Origin of the sequence: Paenibacillus sp. GCM10027630, assembly GCF_042676305.1 — a bacterium.
Classification (GTDB): domain Bacteria; phylum Bacillota; class Bacilli; order Paenibacillales; family NBRC-103111; genus Paenibacillus_S.
Map to the genome: position 1 here is coordinate 252,523 of NZ_JBHTGY010000060.1, position 24,258 is coordinate 276,780.

The 24,258-nt window shown below is 46.5% G+C and carries 18 protein-coding genes; 12 read left to right on the plus strand and 6 right to left on the minus strand.

Annotated features, from left to right (window positions below; genetic code table 11):
• Positions 1-40 precede the first annotated feature (40 nt).
• On the minus strand, positions 41-910 hold the full coding sequence (locus ACFQ0C_RS31140; RefSeq protein WP_379372654.1) for a polysaccharide deacetylase family protein: 870 nt from the start codon (positions 908-910) through the stop codon (positions 41-43).
• Between the two features lie 422 nt (positions 911-1,332).
• Between ACFQ0C_RS31140 and ACFQ0C_RS31145 the strand changes: the two genes are divergently transcribed.
• The 6 genes from ACFQ0C_RS31145 to ACFQ0C_RS31170 all read left to right on the plus strand — a co-directional run bounded on the left by ACFQ0C_RS31145 (position 1,333) and on the right by ACFQ0C_RS31170 (position 8,136).
• Positions 1,333-2,355, plus strand: coding sequence for a LacI family DNA-binding transcriptional regulator (locus tag ACFQ0C_RS31145; protein WP_379372656.1), 1,023 nt, complete (start codon positions 1,333-1,335; stop codon positions 2,353-2,355).
• A gap of 64 nt (positions 2,356-2,419) precedes the next feature.
• Positions 2,420-3,538 carry an ABC transporter substrate-binding protein gene (locus ACFQ0C_RS31150; protein ID WP_379372658.1) on the plus strand — a complete coding sequence of 373 codons (1,119 nt, stop codon included), beginning with the start codon at positions 2,420-2,422 and terminating at the stop codon, positions 3,536-3,538.
• A 103-nt stretch (positions 3,539-3,641) separates the two neighbouring features.
• Positions 3,642-5,288: an ABC transporter permease gene (locus ACFQ0C_RS31155; protein ID WP_258211670.1), complete on the plus strand. Its 1,647-nt coding sequence runs from the start codon at positions 3,642-3,644 to the stop codon at positions 5,286-5,288.
• A gap of 12 nt (positions 5,289-5,300) precedes the next feature.
• Positions 5,301-6,389, plus strand: a complete 1,089-nt coding sequence (locus ACFQ0C_RS31160; RefSeq protein ID WP_379372660.1) for an ABC transporter ATP-binding protein — start codon at positions 5,301-5,303, stop codon at positions 6,387-6,389.
• Between the two features lie 2 nt (positions 6,390-6,391).
• Positions 6,392-7,315, plus strand: a complete 924-nt coding sequence (locus ACFQ0C_RS31165) for a ComEC/Rec2 family competence protein (protein WP_379372662.1) — start codon at positions 6,392-6,394, stop codon at positions 7,313-7,315.
• Entirely contained in the window at positions 7,315-8,136 is an 822-nt protein-coding gene (locus ACFQ0C_RS31170) for a Cof-type HAD-IIB family hydrolase (RefSeq protein WP_379372664.1), read from the plus strand. The genes ACFQ0C_RS31165 and ACFQ0C_RS31170 overlap by 1 nt, the downstream gene beginning before the upstream one ends.
• Positions 8,137-9,085: 949 nt before the next feature.
• Here ACFQ0C_RS31170 and ACFQ0C_RS31175 read toward each other — a convergent pair.
• Both ACFQ0C_RS31175 and ACFQ0C_RS31180 read right to left on the minus strand, forming a co-directional pair.
• Complete coding sequence (locus ACFQ0C_RS31175) at positions 9,086-10,288, minus strand: serine hydrolase domain-containing protein (protein WP_379372666.1); 1,203 nt, start codon at positions 10,286-10,288, stop codon at positions 9,086-9,088.
• Between the two features lie 233 nt (positions 10,289-10,521).
• The gene (locus ACFQ0C_RS31180) at positions 10,522-11,316 is read right to left on the minus strand and encodes a helix-turn-helix transcriptional regulator (protein WP_379372668.1); all 795 of its coding nucleotides are present in this window, start codon (positions 11,314-11,316) and stop codon (positions 10,522-10,524) included.
• Between the two features lie 875 nt (positions 11,317-12,191).
• On the opposite strand from ACFQ0C_RS31180, the gene ACFQ0C_RS31185 reads away from it, so the two are divergent.
• The 6 genes from ACFQ0C_RS31185 to ACFQ0C_RS31210 all read left to right on the plus strand — a co-directional run bounded on the left by ACFQ0C_RS31185 (position 12,192) and on the right by ACFQ0C_RS31210 (position 18,858).
• Positions 12,192-13,271: a carbohydrate ABC transporter permease gene (locus ACFQ0C_RS31185; protein WP_379372670.1), complete on the plus strand. Its 1,080-nt coding sequence runs from the start codon at positions 12,192-12,194 to the stop codon at positions 13,269-13,271.
• 33 nt (positions 13,272-13,304) lie between these two features.
• Entirely contained in the window at positions 13,305-14,198 is an 894-nt protein-coding gene (locus tag ACFQ0C_RS31190) for a carbohydrate ABC transporter permease (RefSeq protein WP_379372672.1), read from the plus strand.
• 41 nt (positions 14,199-14,239) lie between these two features.
• Complete coding sequence (locus ACFQ0C_RS31195) at positions 14,240-15,085, plus strand: HAD family hydrolase (RefSeq protein ID WP_379372674.1); 846 nt, start codon at positions 14,240-14,242, stop codon at positions 15,083-15,085.
• A gap of 20 nt (positions 15,086-15,105) precedes the next feature.
• On the plus strand, positions 15,106-16,518 hold the full coding sequence (locus ACFQ0C_RS31200; RefSeq protein ID WP_379372676.1) for an MBL fold metallo-hydrolase: 1,413 nt from the start codon (positions 15,106-15,108) through the stop codon (positions 16,516-16,518).
• 149 nt (positions 16,519-16,667) lie between these two features.
• Entirely contained in the window at positions 16,668-18,050 is a 1,383-nt protein-coding gene (locus ACFQ0C_RS31205; protein WP_379372678.1) for an ABC transporter substrate-binding protein, read from the plus strand.
• Between the two features lie 22 nt (positions 18,051-18,072).
• The gene (locus ACFQ0C_RS31210) at positions 18,073-18,858 is read left to right on the plus strand and encodes a DeoR/GlpR family DNA-binding transcription regulator (protein ID WP_379372680.1); all 786 of its coding nucleotides are present in this window, start codon (positions 18,073-18,075) and stop codon (positions 18,856-18,858) included.
• A 214-nt stretch (positions 18,859-19,072) separates the two neighbouring features.
• Here the strand turns inward: ACFQ0C_RS31210 and glgD are convergent, their stop codons facing one another.
• The 3 genes from glgD to ACFQ0C_RS31225 all read right to left on the minus strand — a co-directional run bounded on the left by glgD (position 19,073) and on the right by ACFQ0C_RS31225 (position 24,210).
• Positions 19,073-20,185 (minus strand): glucose-1-phosphate adenylyltransferase subunit GlgD, encoded by a 1,113-nt coding sequence (gene glgD / locus ACFQ0C_RS31215; protein WP_379372682.1) that lies wholly within the window; start codon positions 20,183-20,185, stop codon positions 19,073-19,075.
• Positions 20,182-21,342, minus strand: a complete 1,161-nt coding sequence (locus ACFQ0C_RS31220; RefSeq protein WP_379372849.1) for a glucose-1-phosphate adenylyltransferase — start codon at positions 21,340-21,342, stop codon at positions 20,182-20,184. The genes glgD and ACFQ0C_RS31220 overlap by 4 nt, the downstream gene beginning before the upstream one ends.
• 2,037 nt (positions 21,343-23,379) lie before the next feature.
• Positions 23,380-24,210: a carbohydrate ABC transporter permease gene (locus ACFQ0C_RS31225; protein WP_379372851.1), complete on the minus strand. Its 831-nt coding sequence runs from the start codon at positions 24,208-24,210 to the stop codon at positions 23,380-23,382.
• Positions 24,211-24,258 lie beyond the last annotated feature (48 nt).

Sequence of the window (24,258 nt, forward strand, 5' to 3'; positions counted from 1 at the left end):
AAGGAATAAGGTGAATTTTATGGGAATATATAACAAATTTTCAGCGTGGGCCTTTTAGCTCCGGTACAGTGACCAGTTGATAGCCTTCAGCCTTTAAAAAGGCAATGATGTTCGGAAGAGCTTCAACTGTGTTGTCCAGGTTTCCATTCTTGCCGCCAAAGCTGTGCAGCAAAATAATATGGCCAGGCTTTGTATGCAGTTTAATATTATCTAGAATGCCGGATGAGGAAGTACCCGCCCAATCGCGGGGATCGATGTTCCAATCGATTAAAGGGCGTCCGGATTGCTCCAGCTCCTTCTTCAACGTGGCGGTGGCAGCGCCATAAGGGGCACGAATTAAGGTCGGCATTACACCAATCGTTTTTTCAATAATGTCATCCGTATCTTTAATTTCCTGATTAATCTTTTTGGCAGAGAGCTTGGTTAAATTCGCATGATCCCATGTATGATTACCGATGGTATGTCCTTCTTCATTGATTCTTTTAAGAACATCAGGGTGCAGACTGACTTGATTTCCCACTACAAAGAAGGTGGCTTTAATATCATTTTTCTTAAGAATATCCAAAATCTTGGGGGTATAAATGTTATCCGGTCCATCATCAAAAGTAAGCGACACCCGTTTGGCAGCTGAGGCCGGCGTATTTGTCCGAGCTGGCTTGACTTCCGAGACAGGCTTCGGCTGAGCCGAGAGAGGAGATGAATGAATTTCTGGTGAAGCAGTTTGTTCGGGTGCTGTTGAAGACTTGAGCTCTGCTTGTACTTCCGGTGGGCTCTTCAAGGGTTGATTGCCAGGCAGTGGCAGGACGCTTCCCGTAACTATAAGATTGGTAATTGCCATACTAACCATGCCGCAAAAAGTAACACCGATGATCCACTGCTGTTTTTTTTCTGTCAATATTCGCGTTGCCATCCTAAGGAACCTTCTTTCAAACATTCATCTGTAGTATTTATTATACCAAATTTGACGAATAGACTCGATAAAAGGTTTATAGTTTCGACATTTTTTTTAAGAGAAAAAAGGTTGGAAAATAGTTGGAGGCAGAGTCCTTAATGAGGACTTAAAAATCCGAAAATGACTGTCAAGCAAGCCCTTTTGTAAATAATTGGATTGTATGTGCGGGATGAATATCAAACGTTTCCGGTAACGTTTGATATTTGAAATGCGTTTTTGAGCCAAATAAGGGGTGAATTTTAAAGTTATTATTAAGATTTTAGCGCTAAAATGGCTGATTTCTTGAGATTATGTAAATATGGGCAAAACTAATTGAAACTTGAAACATCGTATTGTAACATAGGGAACGTTTCCGGAAACGTTTGTGAAGAGGTGTGCATGTGGCAAATATAAAAGACGTGGCTAAGCATTTAGGAGTATCTGTATCTACAGTTTCAAGGGCGATGAATAATCATCCCGATGTTCGCGAAGAAACAAAACTGCAGGTGATGGAGGCGATCCGAGCTTTAAATTATCGGCCTAATGCGATTGCGAGAGGTTTGATCAACAAAAAGACGTATACGATCGGTTTAATGATACCGGAAATATCGGATCCGTTTTTTGCCGGCCTGGCCAATGCTGTGGAGGAGACCTTTTCCAAGCAGGGGTATCAAGTTGTTTACGGGAATACGAACCGCGACCCTGTAAAGGAGAAGCAGTTCCTTTCCAACGCTATTGAACGACAGTTTGATGGGCTTATCATTACTCCTGATTTTCTGGACGACACATTCAAGGAGCTGATTTCAGGTCTGGATATGCCGGTCGTATTTTTACGGAGAAGAACGCCCCCGGGAATATCGGCTCCCTATGTTGATGTTGATCATTATGAGGCGGCAACTGAGGCGGTCAAATATTTAATCGAGCTGGGTCACAGGCAAATTGGTTTTATCGGGATGCCGGAGAGCTCTTTTACCGGAATTCAAAGATTGCTTGGTTACAGGGATACCATGTGGAAGCACGGCCTTCTTTCTGATGATAGCAACATCGTTATGAGCGGAGGAAGAAATATAGACTGCGGCCGGAGGGCCATGAGCAAGTTGTATGAGAGAAATCCAAACGTAACTGCTGTATTCGCAGGGAATGACTTGCTCGGCATCGGGGCTCTTGAATGGCTGGCTCAGCAGAACATTAAGGTTCCGGATCAAATATCTGTTATCGGCTTCGATAACTTGGAATACGCGGAGCTGCACTGGATCCAATTAACGACAATGGAGCAGCCTCGTGCGGAAATGGGGGCCAAAGCGGCCGATCTGCTGCTGCAAATGATCTCTGATAAAGAAATGACGCCGGAGTCCGAGTTGATCAAAGCCAGACTGATCGTAAGGCAATCCTGCAAGGCGCTGCAGACAACATTATCCATATGAATTAAGCTATGCGGCATCTTTCAACTAAAAGGCCCTTTGGGCAAAAAAACAAGGAGGAACGAACGTGTTTAAAAAATGGATGGGGTCATTAACTGCCTTTACGCTTCTCACTACTGTAATGCTGACCGGATGTGGAACTAATGGAACAAATGGTGGAAGTCAGACACCAGCTTCTGCGCCGAAAGCGGCGGATACCAAGGAAGCGCCTAAAGAAACCCCAAAGGATACTCCCGCAGCATCCAAAAAGCTGACCGTGTACGCAGCCCTGAATGAAGATGATATTGTGCAAATTCAAAAAAAGTTCAAAGAAGACACCGGAATTGAAATCGAATATTTGCGTTTGAGCGGAGCTGGAGAAGCAAGCACACGAATTCAGGCTGAGAAGGCTTCTCCCAAAGCGGATATCTTTGTTGGCGGTTCTGTTGAATTTTATGAACCCCTTGCATCCCAAGGCTTACTTGAGAAATATTCTTCACCGAACGCCAAAGAGCTGGATGCCCAGTTTAATGATCCTAAAGGCTTCTGGCAAGGCTGGTACATGGGTGTGCTTGGCATCGTGCTGAATAAAGACAGATTCAAAAAAGAGCTTGAGCCGAAGGGCATCAAGGAGCCGAAAACATGGGATGATCTGCTTGATCCGGCTTATAAGGGCTTGTTCATAACATCCAATCCGGCAACGGCTGGCGGTGGATACATATTTGTTGCGGATCAGCTGTTCAGATTGGGCGAGGAAAAAGGCTGGGATTACTTGAAAAAGCTCAATGACAACGTTCATCATTACACCCCTGCTGCTGGAGACGGCATTAACCTTACGGCTACAGGAGAGTTTGTGGCTGGAATGTCTTGGGCACATGATATCGTTAAATCCGCTAAACAGGGCTATCCGATCCAAGTTATCGTTCCAGATCAAACTGCCTTTGAAATTGGTGGAGCAGGTATTGTCAAAGGTGGAGCTAACACTGAAAATGCCAAGAAGTTCATTGACTGGCTGTTAACCAAACCGGTTGGAGAGATGAATACGAAATTATCAAACCGCTATTCCGTTAGAAAAGATGTTGCTCCTCCAGAAGGTATGATCAAAATCGAGGATGTTAAGCTTGTGAAATATGATCGGGAAAAGGCTTCCCAAATGAAGGCTGACGTTGTGAAGAAGTTTACTGAAATGACAGGCAAAAAACAATAGCAAGACCTACCGCCAAAGAAAGCTAATTGCTGACTTGTCTGTGCGGGGACGGCATCTCTCTTGCCGCACAGGCAAATTTAGCAATGGAAAGGTGTGACCTGCCTTGACCTCACGTGCTGTTAAAGAAGCATGGGCCGATATGAAGCGATTAAAGCACGAGCCGCTTCTGGCTATTCTTATAGTAGCGATTATTATCATCACCGTTTATTTTGTATGCTGGCCGATTATCAAAGTGATAAGCTTCCCGCAATGGAACGATTACTTAAACCTGTTTACCAATTCACGTTGGTATCATGCAGCGTTAAACAGCTTATTCATGACGCTGATTTCTACCATTTCCTGCACCGTAGTCGCTTTTCTGTTCGCCTACGCCATTACAAGGCTGAATATTCCGCTCAAAGGGCTGTTCCGCTTTATTACCCTTTTGCCGGTTGTCTCACCTCCTTTTATCGTAGCACTGTCTTACATTCTGCTATTCGGCAGGCAGGGGATCATTTCCAAGCATGTGCTGCACATTAATATCGATATTTATGGCTGGCACGGGTTATGGCTTGTTCAGACCATTACATTTTTCCCCTATGCGTATGCTGTCATTAACGGGGTTCTCAAAGCAGGTCCAACGAACCTGGAGTATGCCGCCTATAACTTGGGAGCAACGCGCTGGCAAGTATTTAAGGATGTATTTTTTCCGCTATGCAGACCGGGAATTGCAGGAGGGGCGTTAATTGCCGCCATGAATGTGCTGGCTGATTTCGGCAACCCGATGATTATCGGAGGAAACTACACTCTTCTTCCGACAGAGGCTTATATGCAGATGGCTGGATTGTTCGACCTGCCTTCGGCGGCGATGCTGTCGACCGCTTTACTCGTTCCAGCGCTTGGGTTGTTTATACTGAACAGAAATTGGGTAGGACAACGCTCCTATGTAACCGTCACCGGTAAAGAAACATCCTTAGAGCCGTATCCTGTCCCTTTTTATATAAAATGGGGTTTGTTCTCCTTCTGTTTGTTCGTTACGATTGTTATTTTAGCCGTCTATGGGGTGCTGTTTTACGGTGCTTTTACGAAAACATGGGGATATGACTGGTCGTTCACTCTGAACAATATGAACTATGTGCTTGCTAAAGGAAAGGAAATGTTCAACAGCATCAAGTTTGCGCTTATTTCCTCGGTTGCAGCAGCATTGTTTTCGCTACCGCTTGCGTATATCGTGCAAAGAAGGCAGATCGGGATCAACCGTCTACTGGATTTTCTGGCTATTTTGCCTGGAGCTGTTCCCGGCGTATTTCTGGGACTCGGTTTTGCGATTGCTTTTAACGAAGGGCCGCTTGTGCTCACGGGAACTTCCACCATTATGATACTTGCATTAATGTTCTGGAATTTACCGACCTGCTATAGCGCGAGTCTTGCGGGTCTGCAGCAGATTGGAAGCTCTCTGGAGGAGGCATCGCTTAATATGGGGGCCGGCAATTTTAGAACCTTCAAGAACATCCTGCTTCCCCTGCTCAGAGGACCTTTTCTTTCCGGACTTGTCCTTTCCTTTTTACGATCAGTGACTTGCTTAAGCGTTATTATTTTTATTTATTCGGCGGGAACTTCGGTCGGGACTGTATCGATTCTAGGCCTTGTGCAAAATGGCGCTTGGGGCAGCGCATCGGCGTTTACGGTTGTGCTTATTTCCATCGCATTCGCTGTACTGGCCATAGCCCGGCTTTTTATGAAAGAACAGGGTAAATCCATTGGGTTATAACGGAGGCAGATGATGAGCGCACAGAATTCGATTATCAAAATTGAAAGCGTGACGAAGCAGTTCGGAGCTTTCAAAGCTATCAATAATGTATCGCTGGACATACAGAGAGGCAGCTTTACCACGCTGCTTGGGCCAAGCGGCTGCGGCAAAACGACGCTGATGAGGCTGATCGCCGGTTTTCACGAGCCCGATTCAGGAAGCATTTATATTGAAGGGAATAAAGTGAACGGCACGCCGGTGTACAAAAGAAACACCCCGCTCGTTTTTCAAGAATATGCGCTTTTTCCCCATATGACTGTTTTTGAGAATATTGCCTATGGCTTGAAGCTAAAACGGATACCCTCAAATGAGATCAAGGAAAAAGTCGGAACGATGCTTGATATGTTCGGATTGCAGGGAATGGAGCACAGGTATCCGAAGCAGATGAGCGGGGGACAACAGCAGCGGGTTGCGTTCGCAAGGGCGTTGATCATTGGACAAAACATTTTGCTGATGGATGAGCCTTTAAGCAATCTGGATGCCAAAATGCGCGTCGAAGTGAGGAACGATATCAGGGAAATGCAGCAGCGCGCCGGTATAACCGCTATTTTCGTAACCCACGACCAGGATGAGGCTCTGTCATTATCTGACCGGATCGCTGTGTTTAACAAAGGAACCATCTATCAAGTCGGTACTCCATGGGAAGTTTATTTCAAACCTAACAATAAGTTTGTAGCCGATTTCGTAGGGGTAGCCAACTTTGTGGACGGTGAAGTAGTTGGAGTTGAGTCGCAGGACTATATGGTCAAATGTGCCGATACAGTGATCAAAGTGGATAAAACCGGGTATTCTGCAAAACTGGGCGACAAGGTGACACTGGTTATAAGACCGGAATGCATCTCTGTCTTACCAAGGGAAGGCAGCTATGGAGGCAGCGATAATGTATGGAGCGGGTACATAACAAGAAGCAGCTTTCTTGGACGAATGATCAGATATTGGGCGGAGGCTGGATCTATGCAGTGGATTATAGATGATTCCAGTCCTAGCGTTCGCGGATATCTGGAAGGCCAAATCGATCTTGTTCTGGACAAAAAGAAAATACATATGTTAATTGGAGAGTAATCATGAAACCTGTATTATATGCGCTGAATGTTGGGCGGGGTGATGCCTTTTTTCTCGAAATCCCGACGGATAACGGAGTCGCTGTCATCCTAATCGACGGAGGGGATCATTTCTTCCATGAGTCCGTCAGGCCATATCGTTTCGTGCAGGAAAGAGGCTGGAAGCAGATCGACTTGATGATTCTAACTCATCTTCATCCTGATCATCTGACAGGCTTGCTTGAGGTGGCGGAGCATATTCCGATAGTGGAGGCGGTTCTGCCTTATCCGGAGCTGATGCTTGGTTTGGGTGAAATGCGGCATCCGAAAGCCGTTCAAACCGCTCGAATGTTAAATGATTACAATCAATTATGGGAGCTGCTTCGCCAGCAAAAAACAGCCGTTACTTTGCGTCAGCCTTTTGGTGAGACGGCTTCATGGACGTTCGGGCCATTTATGCTGCGGCATCTTGATCCTCTGCATATAAGTGATTTGCCAGCCTACAGCAATCTTCAACAGCTATGTTCTTCTCATCTGGAGACGGAAATACAAGAGAAGCTGCTGGTCGCCTTCGATTCATCATCGAATCGGGACAGCAGCGTCTGGCTTCTTGAACAGACAGATGGCCAGCAGCTGTTTTTATTCAGCGGCGATGCGCTGCTGTCGAACTGGGAGCGGATTATGGAAAACGAGCAGCTGCGGCCAAGCGGGTTTAAGGTTGGCCATCATGGTATGGCGGATGGATGGAACGAACATCTGCTCAGGCTGCTATCGCCAGATTGGGTATTAATAACAAATAATAACACGGAATACGAACGGTTTCGGGATGATTGGAACCGGATTGCGCAAGCCTCGGAAAGCATGTTATATGTTACAGGCTCACAGCCGGACACGCTTTATCTTGCATCCAGCTTACCGCTCGCTCCGGAAAGGATTGAATTGAAATAATGCCATCCGAACAACGCTACCGCATGGTCGTCACCGATATTGACGGGACGCTGGTGGATTTGCAGCAAAAGATCAGTGAGCGGAACAAGGAAATGATCAACGCTTTTCAACAGCAGGGCGGGATCGTTACGCTTGCAACCGGCCGGGTAGAAGAGGCTGCGTACCCCTATGCGATGGAGTTGGATATTCGTCATCCGGTCATCTTATACAACGGCGGTAAAATCGTCGATTTCGATACAGAGCAATGTCATTTTGAAGCCATTCTTAGGCAGGATGTAATTGACAGATGTCTTCGATTGATAGAGAATTACCCGCATGATATGATTTTTTATGCCGACAGGAAAATATGGGTGAAAGAAATTACGCAGCCTATCGAGGAGTATATGAAGAAGGATAGGGTGCAATGTCTTAGCTGGGAGTCTCCTGAATTTTTGAAGCAAAGTGAAGTCAATAAAATATTGGTAATAAAAGAAGATGGTGATTTTTGCCAATTGATGGAAATTTTAGAGCCGGTGGTAGGAGTGCTCTGTGAACTGGTACGCTCGGAGCCGACGTATTTGGAGGTGCTGCCCCGGTCGGTGTCCAAAGGACAGGCTCTAGAAATGCTGGCTAACCGGCTCGGAATCGATATGCAGGAAGTGATAGCTATCGGTGATAATTTAAACGATCTAGAAATGATTCGCACGGCTGGCTTGGGAGTAGCTGTCGGGAACGCCCATCCTGAGCTCAAAGCACATGCACAATATGTTGCCAAATCACATCTTGAGGATGCTGTTGCAGAAGTGATCCAGAAATATTGCTTGCCTGCAACAACGCTGTAGCCTTACGAGTAGAGGATGTGCTGAAGGAAGCGGCATCTGATGTAAAGAGTAAGATAGCAGCTGTAAGGAAGTAGCAACTGAAATGAAACTAATGCATAAGCTGTAAGGAAACTAAAGTAGTAACTATAAGGAAAGCAAAGGGGCTGTCCCAAAAGACATTTTGAGACAACCCTTCCACCATTTTATCCTGAATAGATGGTTGCAAAAGAGCCTTCAATTCCACTTTAATAGTTGAAGGCTCTTTTACACATTCTTGTGTATTCAGTGACGCATAAGATGAGGTAGCTTTTCAACACTTGCTAATCACGGGTATCGGGTTCGTGGTTCATGGTTCGGTTACGGCATTGCATGGCAGTCTTGTGCACTCTGTGCAATTATCAGGAAAATGTCAAGTTAGTTACTCCGAAAATAGCGTTCCAAGTCTTATAGCTGGAATTCCTCCTGCTAATTCTACGTATTTTGGCTGATATCCACCATTTCACCTCTATTAGAGTTAGTTTTTCCAGTTAGATTGATTTCAGGCGATATCCACGCTGGATTAGCGTGAGGATTTACATCTATTTTCTTTCCTTCCGCAGCGGCCCCTACAAATCATGGTCTCCTTTAGATTGAAAGCAGCTTTTGAACATCGCTTCTCGCCCCATCACTTAAGTAACATCCAAAAAGCGGCCGGATTCATTTTTGGATTTTCGAACCCCCACTCTGATGGGAATTCCCCTACAAAAAAGACGCTTCCATTTCCGCTTACATAGTGGTTTTGGAGGCGTATTTGTTCATAATCTGGGACTGATTCATTCACTGATACCTTTTTGGGACAGCCTCTTGTGCTGCAAGCGTAGTGCTTCGGGTCGCAGTCCTGGCGCATGAGGAAGTACTCGAAATCCGAGAGCGTGGTGATCGAGCGCAGCCCCGCGCACGCGGTGTGGCGTTGTATGTTAGGTGTGCTACCTCAATCATCGATGGATTGGTAAGCAGAAGTCCAGAAATCGACGAAGACATTGGGAGGAGCAGGCGAATCCATAAGGTGCTGGGTCATCAGGATCCCGATCATGTCTTCTTTGGGATCGGAATACCCGGACGTGCCCACAGCACCGTCCCAGCCGAATCGTCCGGGAACCGTGGCCAGACTGTCGCGCCGAGTAGTGATGCCAACGCCGAACCCCCAGCTGCTTTTGTCATCGAAGAATATACTTGCCTCCGCTTTCTGCTCCGGCGTCAGTTGGTCGGAGGTCATGAGCTCGACCGACGGCCTGGACAAGATGCGTTCGCGACCGTACCGGCCTTTGTTCAGCATCATCTGACAAAACGCCAGATAGTCGTCTATGGTCGATACGAGCCCGCCTCCGCCGGATGGAAACGCGGGCGGCTGACCCCATCGACTGCAGCTGGGATCGTCATGAACCGTGAGTGTTCCGGTTTCGCGGTGGGTCATGTAGCTTGGCGGAAGTCTTTTCAGCTTGGCAGCCGGTACGTGAAACCCGGTGTCCTTCATTCCGAGCGGCTGGAAGATTCGTTCGCTGAGGAACTCCTCCAGCTGCTGATCGGCGGCGCGTGCGATCAGTACGCCGAGAACGTCGGAACCGGTATGGTACATCCAGCTCTCGCCCGGCTGATGAATCAGCGGCAGATTGCCGAGGCGCTTCATCCATTCATCGGGCGGATGTGCTGGAGGGTTCGGACCAGGGGCTAGCCCTGCTTCAGCTATCGCCTTCTGAATCGGGTACTGGTTGGGGGGAGCCATTACAGCTCCGATTCCCAAGCGAAAGGTCAGCAGATCGCGCAAGGTGATCTGCCGATTCGCGGGCACAGTGTCGTCGAGCGGCCCATCGAGCCGTCTTAGAACCCTGCGGTTGGACAATTCGGGCAGCAGCCGATCGACCGGCTCATCCAGCCGCAGCGTGCATTCTTCGACCAGAATCATCGCCGCCGCGGCGGTGATAGGCTTGGTCATCGAAGTGATGCGGAAGATGGTATCCCGCTGCATCGGGTCGCTGCCGCCGATTGCTTTCATTCCGATTGCATCGACATGAACCTCGCCACGTCGGCTGACTAGCGTAACAAGGCCGGGAACTTCGCCGCGCTCGACATAGCCGGCCATAACGTTGTGCATGCGACCGAGGCACTCTTTGGACAATCCTCCCGTGCTCATCATCTGATCCCTCCGTTCTTTCTAATGGATAACATTACTAGATCTAACAGAACGTTTCCCATAGGGGTGACTCCTTTATTAATAAATTGCTGATCGAGCAATAGGCCCTGCTTGTGGTTGGGTATCATAGGTCTATGTTCTTAATGAATTCTCCTTTCTTTGTCAGCTTGGTTTCCACTTTAATGAATGATTTTCATATTCCTCCTATTCTAGCATGCAGCATTGGCTATGGTTTCTTATCGATTGCTAGTTAAGGCAATCTCACTCAGAAACTTCTTCATAAGTACGGGCAGGGAAATCAGGATTGGAGGGTCGTCCAAGCGAGGGACGTGGAGCATAACTTGCCGATGCAGGACGGAGGAATAGGATTCGACTATAATAGGCTCCTTCGATCGGGTGCGCAGAGTTGTGTGCGGAAGCAAAAAATCTACAGCCTGCATTCCCCACGAGACTGATGTGCCCATCAAATAATAGGTGCCCGGCTTAACTCCCGTAAAGCAAAAATCCCCTAATGAAGAAAGCAGCGTTCCATATAGGGGGAGTCCTTCAGGGATAGGCTTGGCAAACAACCCGATCAGAATGACACCCTCAAAAGGGATCTCGGCTTCGATTGTCCCCTCTACTCTTGAATAGTGATGTGAAGCAGGATGTGCTTTACGCCAATCACTAAGCTTCTGTAACGTACGCAAGTGGTCGCCGGCTTGCAGCGTAGAGTTACGAAAGTCCGAAGGTGTCACGCCTACCCGTTCGGTAAATCGGGTGGTGAAGGTTCCGAGACTCTGTTGTCCGATCTCTAGCCCGATATCGCGAACAGTAAGATTTGTACGCAGCAACAAGTCTTTTGCCTTTTGTAGTCGGAGGGAAGAGACATAGTAGAGTGGCGAGAGGCCGATTCTTTCCTTAAAAATGCGTGTGAAATGGTACGGACTATAGCCTGCATATTTGGCCAATCGGGCAAGCAAAAGCGGTTCATAGATACGTTGGTGAATATATTCGATCACCCCGTCTATTTCTGAATACCGGTCGGTCACCGTTCCTACACCATCCTTTCATCGTTATGATTTCACCTTTCACATAATCAACAGAACAACCGTTCGCATTAATATTACCATATATTTCATATAGATGGAACCGCCTAATAGAACTATTATTCCCGGGAACTTCCGGAAACCAGATGGCTAATAAGCCTGGGTGTGGCATTTTTAGATTATGTGTGCAGGATTGCTGAAAAGTAATTGTTGCGCTCACGCGCACCATGCGTTCTACGATTGTAGAAAAGTATGGTCTTTTTCTGGCTCAACCTCAAAATCAGTACTTGACCCTCCACGACGACTAGTCCTCGCAAAATCCTGCAAACATGCAGTTATTTTCCTGCCGGAATTGTTGTAGTGAGAACAAACCTGCAAAAGTACATCCATTTTCATGGAAAACGCTCCGATTCAGCTAAGAATGAAAAAATAAATGCACATTTGCATGAATTCTATGAGACTTCGGAAATACCGGCTAAAGGATGTATAAATGCAGTTTTTTGGGAGCAGAGCGAGCAGGCAGTGGCTTCAAGTCGAATAAATTCGAATAAAGTCGTGTACGCTGTCATTACCGTTCTTAAGTTTTTTTCCAGGGCTAGGCTGGACAAGGAGACGAAATCGAATGACTTCGTCAAGCGCTGATTTCGGTTTTGAGCCCTTTTCCTCGCTTATCTTACCGGTTTTGTAGCGATATGACCGTTTAGACACATATTCATGCTGAAAAGTGTAAAGAACGGTAAGGTTTAAACATTATCTTAAAATCTCGTTAATTTTCTACTGACATTAGGTTTATACAATTAGAAATATAAGAACGGAGTTGGAAAAGGAGTTTAGAGTTCAGGTCTCAGAGTTGATAGAGTGAGAGGGGGTACAAAGGAATGTCTACAGAAACGGCTCTGATGGGGAAGAAGTCGGAGAAAGCGATGATAACCCGGGAGAAAACAGCCATGAAGCCGTTAAGCCGTCGAAAGCGAAGGGAGGGGTGGATTGGGTTAGCCTATGCACTACCGGCTTTGGCGCTATTGATTTTGTTTCGGTATTGGCCGCTCTTGTTCGGGTTTTGGATGAGCTTTTGGAAATGGGGATATGTACCCGAGCGGTTTGTCGGGCTGGACAACTATACGCGTATCTTCACCGAGGAGCTATGGGTGAACGTTCCCGGAACAGGGTGGCAGCCCGGGGATATCGGACAAAGCTTACTGATCACGGTCTATTACGCTATAGGTACAATTCCGGCAACACTGTTTATTTCATTCGGTATAGCTTATGTACTTTTCTATTTGAGCAAAGGGAAAACCGTGTTAAGGATTATTTTCTTTCTTCCGTACATCACCTCTCATGTGGCCGCAGCCATTGTATTTAAATGGATTTTCCATCCAAACGTTGGTTTGGCCAATGGGATACTGGAGGGGATCGGACTCACCCGTCAGCAGTGGCTGACAGATCCAGATCCGATACTCGTAAAAATCATGACCGCTTTAGGCGGAAGTTGGCCTGGCTGGGTGCCGACGGTATTCGGTGGTCCGACACTGGCGCTATGTGTCATCATTATTTTCTCGATCTGGAACAGTCTAGGTTTTCAGATTGTGGTTTTTCTAGTGGGTCTCTCACAGATTCCCAATGATTTGAACGAGGCAGCGCGAATGGATGGAGCAGGGACGTGGACGATTATCCGCCGAATTACATTACCGCTGCTGTCTCCGACTTGGTTTATGCTGCTCATTATATCGGTAATCGGAGCGTTTGAATCATTTAACGCGTTCTATGTGTTCTCAGGCGGTGAAGGCGGGCCGCTCGGATCAACGATGTCTCTGCCCTTATACATTTTCCGCAGCTTCTATGTATTCGGTCAAGTAGGCTATGCTTCAGCGGTATCGATGCTGCTTTTTGTTATTCTGCTGGCACTGACATGGCTGCAGATACGCTTCGGTGAAAAGAAGGTTCATTACTTGCATTAGGAATAGGCGGATCGATAAGGAGGCTTGAATTACATGCAGGGTTGGATTGGGGCGCATTGGTCCTCCAAAGCGGTGTGGGCGCTGATCACAGGGGTTATTGCTATCTTAGCTATTGCGGCGATGTTTCCCTTCGTCTGGATGCTGCTGACTTCGTTGAAGACCGCGGAGGAAATCAATCGAATGCCCCCTACGCTAATACCGGAACTGTGGAACTTTCGGAATTATACGGACGCTTGGAATAAGCCGGAGTCCACATTCGGCCAATATTTTGTAAATACAATAATCGTTGCGGGCTTGGGTACCGCTCTTCAACTGCTGATTTGCGTACCTATTGCTTACTCAGTCACTCACTTTTCCTATCGCAGTAAATCATTTATTTTCCTGCTTGTCGTCACTACCATGATGATTCCGTATGACGTGACGATCGTCCCGAATTTCGTGACACTGCGGCATATTCCATGGGCGGGCGGGAACGATTGGTTAGGCACGGGGGGGCAAGGCTTTTATGATAGCTATATGGGGATGATATTGCCCTTTTTAGCGGATGCATTCTCCATTTTTCTGCTGAGGCAGGCGTTCCTTTCGATCCCGAGAGAATATTGGGAAGCTGCACAGACCGACGGGATGTCACATTGGCGTTATTTATGGACCGTGCTGCTCCCTTTGGCGTTGCCTGCTATTGTAACTACTGCTTTGTTGGCTTTCATCGGCAAGTGGAACGGCGTTATGTGGCCGCTTCTGATCACTTCAAGCGAATCACTTCGCCCGATCCAGGTTGGTTTGCTCTATTTCGTCAGTGAAGAAGGGCCTAACTATCACCATTTGATGGCGGCTGCAACATTTACAATAGCTCCTATTTTGCTTCTGTATGTCTTTGCACAAAGGTGGTTCCATCAAGGCATAGCGTCTACTGGATTAAAGGGATAGAACGATGCTTTGCATGAATCGAAAAAAAGGGAGGGCCCCAAATGGATTGGCTTGGTCAGATTGAAGTGGTTTTGTTTGATTTGGACGGTACGCTGTATCGGGATGACATGTTTTATAAACGATATTTGGAAATTTTGCTGATGGAAACCGAGCATGAGGCCACTTTGCAGGATGTAACGGAAGAGTTGACCCGTATGCTGGAAGGGCAGAATCTTTGCCGAATTGGGGATTGGTATCACCCGGGCCGGGACATATGGATGAGGCTGTTTAATGACCGGGTTATGGCGTTCGATTGGAAAGGTGAGCCGGTGGAGTCCGACGATGATGCATTGGAAGGATCCCGAAGCGGACTGATCTATGCAGGAGATGCGTGGAGTCTTGTTAGTGTAACAGCTCATCGGTACGGGATTTCAGAAGAAAAGCGTCGTGCAGCCTTTTTCCAGGTTAGAAAAGAAATGCTTGCTGGAGCAAGCGGTTTTACGAAGCATAACGAGCTGTTCGAGACCATTGACAGCTTAACTGGCGTACAGGCGAAAATACTGCTGACCAATTCACCGTCAGAAACGGCTCAGGAGTTTATTCATGCTCTAGGCTGCATAAATTCGTTTGATGAAATTCATTACTCAACGGGAAAACCTGCCGGTTTGGAAAGCTTCTCCCGGGAGCTCATGCAGAAAATGAATGTACAGCCCCATCAACTATTATCCATAGGAGATCATGCATGGAACGACCTATACCCTATTCGTAGCCTTGGGGGCCGCACGGTATGGATCTCTCCTGTCGCATCCTCCGAAACAGAGAAGTGGGATGTGAACTTACCAGGTCTTGATGAGTTAACAGAGTTCTTAAAGCAACTGCAGCAGGCTAAAGCAGTAGCTGCTTCTTAAATAGAAGGAGGATGAAGCGTATGACGGAAAGCTTAACATTTTATGGCGGTTTGACAACAATCGGAGGCGTGCATATTGTCTACGGCTGTGGAGACACAGGGCTGGTGTTTGATCTGGGGATGACATGGGGGCTGTATGCAGGAGAAACCCGCATCCAGCCTGAGCATGGAATTCGCAACTACCTGCTGACGAGGATGGCCCCTCCGGTAACGGGACTCTACCATCCGGATTACCTGGGGGATGTTGGAGAGGCTGAGCTTAAAGGGGTATGGGGGAAAGAAAGTCTGCCTTCCTTCGATAAGCTGCATGGCTTTGTAAGCCATATCCATCAAGATCATATGGCGCTTCTGCCTGCACTTCGTCCCGGTATTCCTGTATGGATGCATCGGGATGCACAAGCCGTGTATCGCGCAGTCATTGCCGCAGGAGAATATGGTGATACGCAGGCTGACATCCATACGGTACAAGATCGGGAGATCGTGAATTTCGGTGCATTTTCGGTCGAGTTTATAGAAGTAGACCACGATACACCGGGTGTGACCGGATTCATTATTCATGGCCCCAAGTACAAAATTGCTTTTACGGCCGATTGGAGACGTCATGGTCGCCATCCGTACCGAATCGATGGCTTTATAGAGCGCTGTCGTTCGGCAAAGGTGGATGTGCTTATCACGGAGGGAACGAGACTTCGCCCGGATACGCTGTTCAGGAAACCAAAGGACCGATTCGAGCAAAATATAGCTGTGGAGTGCAGGCGTGCAATGGAAGATACCAACGGTCTTGTGTATGTGAACATCCTTGCCAGAAATGTGGAACGAGTGGCGGATTTGATTGTTCGGACCCGGGAAGCGGGCCGGACGCTTGTAATGGATGAGAGCACTGCAGTTCTATGGCATGAGGCGGGACCGAATGTGGAGGTATTGAGAAACCACCCTGCCCTTGAGATTGACCGTGATATCATCCGCGTGCTGAAAAATCCTGAATGGTCAAAAGGGCCTCAGCCCAAGGAGTCCGTAGAACTGCCTTATAAGACAATTACTATTTCCGAAATTACGACAAACCGCCGTCAATATGCCGTTTACTTGATATATCCTCATACTCCTCTGCTAGCTGAGCTTGAATCTATGGGCGAGCAGGGCTGTACAGCACCGATTTACGTGCATGCAGACGGCAATCCGCTAACACCGACAGACGAAACACTGCACCGCTGGCTTAAGGAATTTGGTGTAGATTACCGCTACTGTGCGACAGGCGGCCACGCGGCTCCTCAGGAAATCGCTGATATGGCGGAAGCGATTGATCCCCGCATCTTGATTCCGCTGCACAGCGTACATCCGACATTGTTGGATAGCCGGGGCGTGAAACGCTATTATCCAACCCCAGGTGAGAGCATCACGTTGGATCAGCTTGTTGGACAGGTCACATCTGTTTGAAGCAAACATTAAAAGTAAAGCTTCTATTCGAAGCCATTCGATGAAGATACATTCGTGTCTTAGCGGTAGCTTTTCTTGCAATATCAGAATGGTTCAGCTCCGCTGAAAACTTATACATTCTGACATTTAAAAAAAAGGGAGTGTTACAAGTGAATAAAAACCAAGCAGGTTATCGTTGGAAAGCAGCTATGGCAGCAACCCTATTGTTGACTGTTGTCGGTTGCGGTACGGTCGGGCAGGGTGCCAGCCCGGCTTCGGGAGGTACGTCAACTCCTCAGACCGGTAAAACAGAAAGTCAACCGTCTCAAGGCATAAAGCTTGGCAGCAACGGTCCGATTACCATCGACTTTTGGCACATTCAGGCTTCCATTTACGGAGATGCTATTAAAGAGATGGTTAGCGAATTCAACAAGGAGTATGAAGATAAAATCATCGTTAAAGAAGTGTTTCAGGGAAGCTATGACGACTTGAACAAAAAGGTTCGGGCGGCTTTGCAGGGCGGGGGACTTCCGGCTGTATCTATGGCGTATGAGAGCGATACGCTTGAGTATATGAAAGCTGGCCGCATTGTGCCGCTTGACGAGTACATTAACGATCCGACCTACGGTGTAAGCAAGCAGGATCTGGACGATATCATGCCTGGTGTGCTTGCGCGTCAGCGTATACCTGAGTATAGCGGCAAAACGATGAGTTGGCCGCATGGCAACAGCTCGATGGGCGTTTACTACAATATGGATCTGCTTAAGAAAGCAGGCTTCGATAAACCGCCGGCCACTTGGAAGGAATTCGAAACGATGGCGCTGGAAATCACCCAAAAAGCTAACGTTCCCGCTCTCGTCATGAGCAACGGCAACAACGGCGGATCTTTCCGTTCATGGCTCCGGACTTACGGAATCGACCCTATCGCGCTTGATCAAAGCGGAGTGAACTATAATAATCCGCAAGCCATCGAGCTGGCCTCTATGATCAAAAACCTGTCGGACAAAAAGGCTATTGTCCTGGCTCAAGACACCGAGCAGGAATTCACAAACGGCCGGGCTGCGATGGAGATAGGAACGACGGCAAGAACCAGCTCTAAGCTCGAATTGGTTAAGGATAAGTTCAAGTGGGGCATTACATTGATTCCGCAAGGCGGCTCCAAGGAAAAAGTTACAGAGCTCTATGGTGGCAACCAGGTGCTATTTAAAACGACACCGGAAAAGCAGTTGGCAGGATGGATTTTCCTTAAATATTTTGCCGCTTCCAAAGCACAGTCCATTTATGCGGCCAAAACGGGATACTTCCCAGCAACCAAATCCGCTCAAAATACAGATCTGCTTAAGAAAAACTATTTAGACAATCCACAGAAAAAGCAGGCATTTGAAGAAGTATTCCCTTACGCTCGAATTGACGTATCAACGGCGGCTCGAAGCAAGATGGACACATCTGTAGGGGAAGCGCTCCAAGGCATGATGGCAGGTAAGATGACTCCTGCGGATGCTATGAAGAAAGCACAGGATGATGCGGCAAAAGCGTTAAAAGAATATAAATAAACATCCCGGGAGGGAATTGAGTTTGAGTTCCGTACATCGCAGAAATGAGATTATTCAAGCAGTTCGCCGTACAGGCAGCGTCTCGGTGGAGGAATTAGTGGCAGCTTACAACGTCTCGGTGGAAACTATCCGCCGGGACCTTCGTATTTTGGACGAAAGAGGGTATCTTCGCCGAACCTACGGGGGTGCGGTGAAGAAGGAGCAAACCACGTGGGATCTGCCTTTTTATGAACGAATGAATTTGAATCAGGAGCGCAAGACTGCAATCGCGCGTGAGGCCGTTTTGCTGCTGGAGGAAGGGGATAGTGTATTCATTGACGGGAATACTTCAGGGCTTGCCCTCTCCAGGTATGTTCCTGCCGATAAATTCCTGACGATTGTAACGAATTCGGCGATGGTAGCATTGAATTTAATTCAAAAAAAAGGCAAACTCAAGGTGTATTTGGTTGGGGGTGAATTGGACGAAGAGGGTAAAACGTTCGGATACAGGCTATCATGCGAGCTGCGCCAGTACCGCTTTGATAAAGCTTTGTTTTCCTGCATGGGCTTCGGGCCAACAGGCTTGTATTATTCCAAGCCGGATCCGCTTCAGATAGCTCAGATGCTGGTAGAACAAAGCAGTCAAATCATTCTGATGGCAGACTCCTCTAAAGCGAACCGCACTGGCTTTTTATATGGGATGGAGCTTCAGCGCATTCATACCCTAGTTACTGATGATGGCATTTCGTTTGAAATGAGGGAACTTCTTCACGAGACGGTGCGTAGGGTTGTTATCGGGCAGATTGAACAGGAGGATGCAAGAAGGTAGCCTAATGTGGATGCATCGGAGAAATGTAACGGCTGGATACCAAACAAGGCTCCCGGTTATCAGACCCAGCTGAAGGAACAGGCGGGAGGAGACGGTACTATAAACCGATTCCTGGGTGATTGAGCTGCCGTCGAGTGGTCCGTCTTCTTTATCGCCAAATTCCTTCGGCATGGCTGAGCTCCCCCACAAACGGATAATGCTTATGTACTATTGTTTAAATGCTGCTTTTCTTAGTAAAGACGGTAGGGGTAGCTTGCTCTCCAATAAGTTGGTTTCCGGGTGTTACAAAAACTTCTTTATCCAAAATAACGCGATCCAAAACGGAGTCACCTTCTACCACGCAATTTTGCATCAGAATGCTGTTTTTAATAACCGCGCCTTTTTTGATTTTAACTCCCCGGAACAAAATGCTATTTTCTACGGTCCCCTCAATGATGCAGCCATTGGCTACCAGCGAGTTTGTTACAGGAGCATCTTTCGCATATAGTGCTGGTGGTGCGTCCTTAATTTTGGTGTAAATCAAACCCCGCTGGATAAAGAGAGCTTTCCATACTTCCGGTTTTAATAAATCCATGCTGCATTTGTAATAATTATGAATGGAATTGATAATAGCCAGATATCCTTTGTACTCGTAGGCATACACGTTTAATTGATCCAGGTTTCGCATGATTACATGACGCACCAGGTCGTAGTAATTTTGCGCCACGCTTTTTTTGACCAGATCAACCAGCAGTTCTTTTCTTAGAATAATCATACGCATATACACTTTATTGCTATCAGGCTTCAGGTGGTTTTCTGTCATACTGACGACACGGCCGTTTTCGTTCAATTCCAGCATGATGAGGTTGGATAAGTTTTCCTGGGCAGTATCCAACTCCTTGTAAATAACCGTGATGTCCGCATTTCTCTTTTTGTGAAACTCGACCGCTTCGGTGTAGTTGATGTTGCAGATCATGTGGCTGCTGGAAACTATCGCGATTTCCTCTGTACTACGTTCGAAATATTCGAGATGTCCATAAAAGTTTTGCAAATCGCCGTTAAATCCGGAAGAGTTCATATTGGGGGGAGGCAAAATGAACAGTCCTCTTTGTTTATGATCCAAATCCCACTCTTTGCCGGAACCCAAATGGTCGATGATAGAACGATAGTTATTATGAGTAAGGACACCTACGTTATTGATCCCTGAATTCACCATGTTGGAAAGCACAAAATCAATTAGTCGGTACCTGCCTCCGAATGGGACAGTAGCGGTTGCCCGGGAATATGTAAGTTCATGCAAGAGCGGCTGGTTAATACTCAGATTAATTATCCCTAATACGTTGTTCATACAAGTGCTCCTTCAATATTTGAGGAAATAATCTGGTTTTCCCCGACTAATGTGATTTCGGATGATTCATCCGGATTGCCGATCTGCACTCCGTCATCAATAATCGTACCCGGACTAATTATGGCTCTGTAGATGGTCACATTTCTTCCGATTTGGACATGCGGCATAATAATGGAGTCTTTTATCAGACTTCTTTCACCGACATGAACACCGTAAAATAGAACGGAATGATCGACTTCCCCGAACACCTGACAGCCTTCATTTATTAGTGATTGGGAAGTTTTTGCGGTTTTTGCGATATATTGTGGGGGCTGATGAGGATTCTTTGTATAAATCCGCCATTTGGAATCGTGCAGAGTAAAGGGTGGATCGTCTGAAAGCAAATCCATATGCGCTTCCCAGAGGCTGTCAATGGTTCCGACATCTTTCCAGTAGTCGTTGAATCGGTAGGCTAGCAGATGTTCGCTGCTTTCAAGCATGGCAGGAATGATATCTTTGCCGAAGTCGTTGCTTGAATCGGGATTTTGTTCATCGGTAATTAAATGTTTTTTTAACGATTTCCAGTTAAAGATATAAACCCCCATGGAGGCCAGGTTATGCTTTGGTATTGTTGGTTTTTCCTCAAAGTCAATAATCCGGTCCTCATTGTCAACATTCATGATGCCAAAGCGACTGGCCTCTTCGATCGGAACTTCAATAACCGCAATCGTGGCGTCCGCGTCAGCTTCTTTATGTTTTTGAAGCATGGAAGCGTAATTCATTTTATAAATGTGATCACCGGAAATGACAAGTACATAAGATGGATCATACTGTTCCAAATAGCTTATGTTTTGGTAAATGGCATTCGCCGTTCCTTTATACCACCTGCCTCCATTTTGTTCGACATAAGGGGGGAGGACAGTAACACCTCCGTTTTTTCGATCCAAATCCCACGAGCTCCCAATTCCAATGTAGGAATTTAATACCAGCGGTTGATATTGGGTCAGAACTCCTACTGTGTGAAAACCTGAATTGCAGCAATTGCTCAAAGTAAAATCAATGATTCGGTATTTGCCGCCAAAGGGGACGGCGGGTTTTGCCAGCTTAGTGGTCAAATGGCGTAATCTTTTGCCTTCACCACCCGCCAGCAGCATCGCTACACACTCTATTTTCTGTATTTAAATCACTCCTTTTTGTATGATGTTTTTATATTGTAAGCGGTTACACTTTAAAAGTCAATATATTCTGAACTTTCTGACAATTAACTTTTTTGCACTAGTATAAGTGTACAAGATCTTTATAGGACATGAGCAGTGTTCACCCTATTGGGGTTTGATCCATGCGATTTTTCCGATTTAGCAGTATACATGTTTTTGTCTGCCAAACTTATTAATTCCGCCATTTCCACCGCATGAATTTATCCACGTAGACTACAAACAAACTTAATTCCTTTTTCCTCTGACTCATCTTTGTTAAGAGTTTAGGCAATGCATTAAAAGCATATCTCCGATTATATGTCTGGGTGAGATAGTCTTTCTCTGAATAAAACTTCGCAGTATCGTAGTTCTTGCCCAGAAACCAACCATATACGATGTACATGATTGCACAAAGAATGTAGATATAGTCCAAATTCCCATAAAACAGTTTAGAATAGAAGATTAGGAACATCCAGCTAAAGAATGCCAGTATAGGTAGCCCGACCCTACCGGTGTATTTCATAATAATCATCCCCTATCCTTTAAGATAGTTATAGTTGGTATGTCTTTTCGGTTTATTTCGACATTATCCACGATAATCCTTTATATAATAATTTCGAATTCGTCTTAAACGACTTCAGTAGCTACCTGACAAGGTCAGCTCCAGCTGCCTCCCCGCGCTTTCTGGGGATTGAAGAAGGAGCTTAGCTGCTTACCCTATCTTAACTTAGAATAAAGTTGCATTAGAGCTTAAGGTATTTAAAGTACTCCATGATCAAGGGAGATTTTTAAAGGGTAAGCGGCGAAGCTGTGCAACGATGAGCTCTGGAGGATTTTGTGCGGAACGGAAAGTTCCTTTATTTCATCAGCCACCACTAATCTAAGGCGATATCTGAAGTCGAAATTCCGTAATGTTGGCCCAATTGGAGCATTAATGCACAAAAACGGAGTGATAACAGAAGGAGATGTTCCCTTATCACTCTGTTTTTTGGACTTTTCAGGTGATTGAGGAACAATTGCTTCCTCTATTGCCCTTCACTCTCATGGATGCAGTACTGGCGGGTAGGTGATTTCTCCTCTAAAAGGAGATGGGGCTAAGTGTACATGGAACAAAGCAAAAGTATTCATTGTTATGAATATCGGCTCGAAGACCAGCTTGGGGGGATAAGGAAGTGGCGCCGCAGAGAGTAGAACAAAAGAGGGCAGGGATGTGGGATCGATGAGCGTGAGCGTCCGCCCTAATCGTCACCTCTGGTGAATGCTCGGTATGCAACCTGCCTTTGAAAAAGCTTGTGTTCCCCCACTGTAATCCTTCCATTTAAAGGATCACGATTTCAACAGCGGCTGTAAGAAAAGCAACAACTAAGACACGAATGCATCTTCATCGAATGGGCATCGATCCGAAGTTTTTCTTTTACACAAAAGAGTGTTTAAGCGCTTTACAGCGATAAAGTTGAAATGCCTTTTCTTATGTTAAAGGAGACACAGGATACTCTTATGGCTGCCGACAAAAGACGATAGATGGAAATCCTCCCGGTAATTCAGCCTCGATTTCGTTTGAAAGCAATCTAACTGGAAAAACTCCTGCTAATAGAGGTGATAGGGCTGAAATCAGCCCAAATCCTTAGAATTAGCATGAGAAATTCCAGTTATAGGGTTTTAAACGTTATTTTGGGAGAAAATAACGTGACATTTTCCTGCTAATTGCGTGGGGCGGAACCCCGCCATGCCATGCTGTAAACGAACCCGGAACCCCGCGATTAGCACGCATTGGAAAGCGACCTCATCTCTGCTATACGCTGAGAATACCTAAGAAGGGCTATCTCCAAAGGGTAAACTCTAGTGAGTGAATGGCATCACATAAAATGTGCAAAAGAACCTATAATACCAAAATGGAATTGAGGGTCCTTTTGCAGCCTTATTCAGGATCAAATGGTGGACGGGCTGTCCCAAAATGAATTTTGGGACAGCCTGTTCTTATATCAGGGGTGACTTATCTTATAGCTTTGTATTCTAGTATTATCCTTTTACAGAACCGGCGGTGACCTGCATAAAGGAACGGTTTGCAAAAATATATACAATTAAGATCGGCATTAAGGAAATACAGGCTCCAGCCATCATCAGATGGGTTTGAGTAGCTGCATTATAGCCATACCGTAGATTAGCAAGACCTACTGTCAAGGTTTGAAGCTTGGGATTCGTCATTGTAAAAACGAGCGGTATGATGTACTCGTTCCATGCATTTCGGAATTGGAACAAGGCGCCGACAGCTAATCCGGGGCGAAGCAAAGGAAGGATAATACGGAAGAAAACTCCGTAGAAACTGCAGCCGTCCATGGTTGCGGCTTCGTCGAGCTCCCGCGGAATAGAGTTGAAAAATCCGATAATCATGAAAAAGACGGCGGCATGAGAGCCAAGCAGAATGAGAATAATCCCCCACAAGCTGGAATTCAAATTCATCGCGACAATCAATTCGAATTGTGGACGCAGAACGACAGCGCCAATCGAGATAAACATGGTGGACGCTTGGAGCATGCTGTAGAGCTGTTTGCCCGGAAACACCCTGCGGTTTACGACGTATCCCGCCATGGAAGATATAAGCAGTGCAATGACTGTCGTCATGGTGCTGATAAAAAGACTATTCCACGAGAAGCGGGCGAAATCCGCCTGCTTCCATGCTTCCATATAGTTGGAAAACTTCCATTGCTGTGGGAAAAATGTCCCCCCGGCGGTTACTTCGACATTGGTTTTCAACGAGCCAAGTAGGGTAATAAGGACTGGAAACAACGTAAAAATGAGCACGGCCAAGAGGAACAGCCAGATGAAGACCTGGGATGGTAATCGAGACAAACGGTAAGCACCGGCATGGGTTCTGTTATCCGTTTCAGCGACCGGTTT

Bases quoted from the DNA above. Each gene is read 5' to 3' on its own strand.
- ACFQ0C_RS31165 (WP_379372662.1), top strand. From the start codon at position 6,392: ATGAAACCTGTATTATATGCGCTGAATGTTGGGCGGGGTGATGCCTTT.
- ACFQ0C_RS31170 (WP_379372664.1), top strand. From the start codon at position 7,315: ATGCCATCCGAACAACGCTACCGCATGGTCGTCACCGATATTGACGGG.
- ACFQ0C_RS31175 (WP_379372666.1), bottom strand. From the start codon at position 10,288: ATGATGAGCACGGGAGGATTGTCCAAAGAGTGCCTCGGTCGCATGCAC.
- ACFQ0C_RS31185 (WP_379372670.1), top strand. From the start codon at position 12,192: ATGTCTACAGAAACGGCTCTGATGGGGAAGAAGTCGGAGAAAGCGATG.
- ACFQ0C_RS31160 (WP_379372660.1), top strand. From the start codon at position 5,301: ATGAGCGCACAGAATTCGATTATCAAAATTGAAAGCGTGACGAAGCAG.
- ACFQ0C_RS31195 (WP_379372674.1), top strand. From the start codon at position 14,240: ATGGATTGGCTTGGTCAGATTGAAGTGGTTTTGTTTGATTTGGACGGT.
- glgD (WP_379372682.1), bottom strand. From the start codon at position 20,185: ATGAACAACGTATTAGGGATAATTAATCTGAGTATTAACCAGCCGCTC.
- ACFQ0C_RS31190 (WP_379372672.1), top strand. From the start codon at position 13,305: ATGCAGGGTTGGATTGGGGCGCATTGGTCCTCCAAAGCGGTGTGGGCG.
- ACFQ0C_RS31200 (WP_379372676.1), top strand. From the start codon at position 15,106: ATGACGGAAAGCTTAACATTTTATGGCGGTTTGACAACAATCGGAGGC.
- ACFQ0C_RS31140 (WP_379372654.1), bottom strand. From the start codon at position 910: ATGGCAACGCGAATATTGACAGAAAAAAAACAGCAGTGGATCATCGGT.